2 protein-coding genes are annotated in these 2,147 nt (G+C 56.3%); both read right to left on the bottom strand.

Annotated elements, in window-relative coordinates; all coding sequences use genetic code 11:
- Positions 1-145: 145 nt before the first annotated feature.
- A complete protein-coding gene (locus tag AAAC48_RS08985) occupies positions 146-1,549 on the bottom strand; it encodes a M20 family metallopeptidase (RefSeq protein ID WP_340653850.1) in 1,404 nt (467 codons plus the stop codon).
- A 243-nt stretch (positions 1,550-1,792) separates the two neighbouring features.
- The coding region (locus AAAC48_RS08980) for a hypothetical protein (RefSeq protein WP_340653849.1) at positions 1,793-2,147 on the bottom strand (355 nt) is incomplete at its 5' end.

Raw genomic sequence — 2,147 nt, 5'->3', positions numbered from 1 at the left:
GACCGAAATTCAGGTCGGTGATCGGATCTCCGTCAAGGGCGACAGTTCCCACATCCATCTTTTCGATCACAAAGCAGGGCAGCGGATCAATTGAATGATAAGTGCACGTCGGGTGGCGCCTCATGAGGAGAACATTAATCGACACTCAGTTGTTCCTTTCCGCGCTTTGACTTGCCGGGATACCCGGCTCGCCGAGGTCCCAGTAAAGCCCCGTCATCAGTTCAAGACCCTCCCGAGCTATACTGAGAGGAAGATGCTCATTCGGTGCATGCTGCGAGCACCCCGGATAGGAATGCGGCACCCATATCGTCGGAAGCTGCAGAATGTCGGAGAAGACGTCGTTCGGCAGAGAGCCACCAAGATTCGGAAGGATCGCCGGTTTCTTGCCCGTGGTGCGAGAAATCGAGTCCACAGCCCAACGGACCCAGGGATGCTCTGGGTCGAGCCGTGTTGCATAAAAAACTTCATTGCTTGTTTGCGCGATCTGTACGCTCTGGAAGCCATTGCGGTCGAGATGCCGGCGAAGGGCAGGAAGTACGTCCTCAACATCGACCCCGACGACGAAACGCAATTGGCAGCGTGCCCAGGCTCGTGGAGGAATAGCGCCAACAGGTGTCTTCGGATTGCCAGCCTCGAAGGCCAGCACCGCAAATGAACTCCATGCAAACAGCTTTTCTGCCGCCGTCAGTCCAGGCTCGCCCCAAGCCGGATCGATCTTCGGTTCATCGGCGCTGGTGTCCATCTCGCAGTCCGCGAGTACACGCCGCACACTGTCTGGAATACCGTTCGGAAGCCACTCTGGAATGTGAATCTGGCCTGTCGGCCCCGTGATGCTTGCCAGTGCGTGCGCGAGTTGAATAGCCGGATCGGAAAGCAGGCCACCCCAATTTCCGGAATGGTGCCCGCCCTTACGCGCATCGATCCAGACATCGAAGCTGATAGCGCCCCGAGAGCCGAGGAAAACAGTTGGCCGCCCAGCCGACAACCGAGGTCCATCCGACGCAATAAAAACGTCGGCTTGGAACAATTCCTTATGAGCAGTGGCAAGTTCACGCAGGCCGGGCGACAGCTTCTCCTCACCCATTTCAATGAGAAATTTAGCGTTAAAGCCAAGCTTGCCACGAGCCTCCAACACAGCCCGCAATGCACCGATGTTGATCGAATGTTGGCCTTTGTTGTCAGCGACCCCGCGTCCGTACCATCTACCGTGACGCTCGATCAGTTGCCAAGGCGACAGTCCTTCCTCCCAGTCGTCATCCAGCCCGCGGATTACGTCACCGTGGCCGTAGCCTAGTACCGTGGTCTGTTTTGGGTCCTCGATGCGCTCGGCAAAAAGGAAAGGCCAATCGCGCTCGAACAATATGCGGCAGGTAAAGCCAAGCGCCACAAGGGTCGGCTTGATCTCCGTCTCGATATAATCGACGAGCGCTGGCGCGCGGTCAGGGTTCTGGCTCTCGGTCGGCATGCGTACTCGACGTGCCAAATCCTCCCGAAAAGCGCCGGAATCAAAATAAGTCTGTGCACTCGCTACGGCTGCTTCGCGGGTCATGCTTCAACATAACACCCCAGTCAAATATTCGAGATAACGAACGTAGCCTTCGAATATTAGCCTGCACATAATGAAAAGCCCTCGCGACGGGTTGGGGTACGAGGGCTTTTCGGTGTGGGCTTCCAACAAAGAAGTATGGTTAGAATGACAGCAATTCAAACAGTCGCAATTAAAAAAGACATGTAGTCAGGTTTTTTGGTAGCCCCAAGGACCCTGTGGCTCATGCCGTCATCAAGCCGAAGATCATCGATAGAACCTTTTGCTGAGCGCCGCCACAGGCGAAGCACTGACCGGCACGCGTATCTTTTGGGGCCAAGGTCGCGCTTGCCCCGTAGGCTTGTGAACTGGCGACCGACACAAATTGCGGCTACTTCGGAATTTGAGCGCAGCGGACAGACGGTCTCCAAATGGCAGCACCTTGTCGCCATCATAGGGAAACTGCCGACCCGAAAGTTGGGGCATCTGCTTGCGCTCGTCAATTTTTCTGCGCCCGGATATAGTCCCGCGCCCATACGGCGCATCGCCGGGCATCACGTCTGCCCAGATCTCGGGATAGCGTCCAACGACGACGATCTCAAAAAAATCCTTTGCGCAGGCT

It is taken from the genome of Phyllobacterium sp., from assembly GCF_037994405.1.
Taxonomy (GTDB): Bacteria; Pseudomonadota; Alphaproteobacteria; order Rhizobiales; family Rhizobiaceae; genus Phyllobacterium.
Note: the sequence above shows the minus strand (reverse complement) of the source record. Positions and strands in the feature narration are given on the sequence as shown.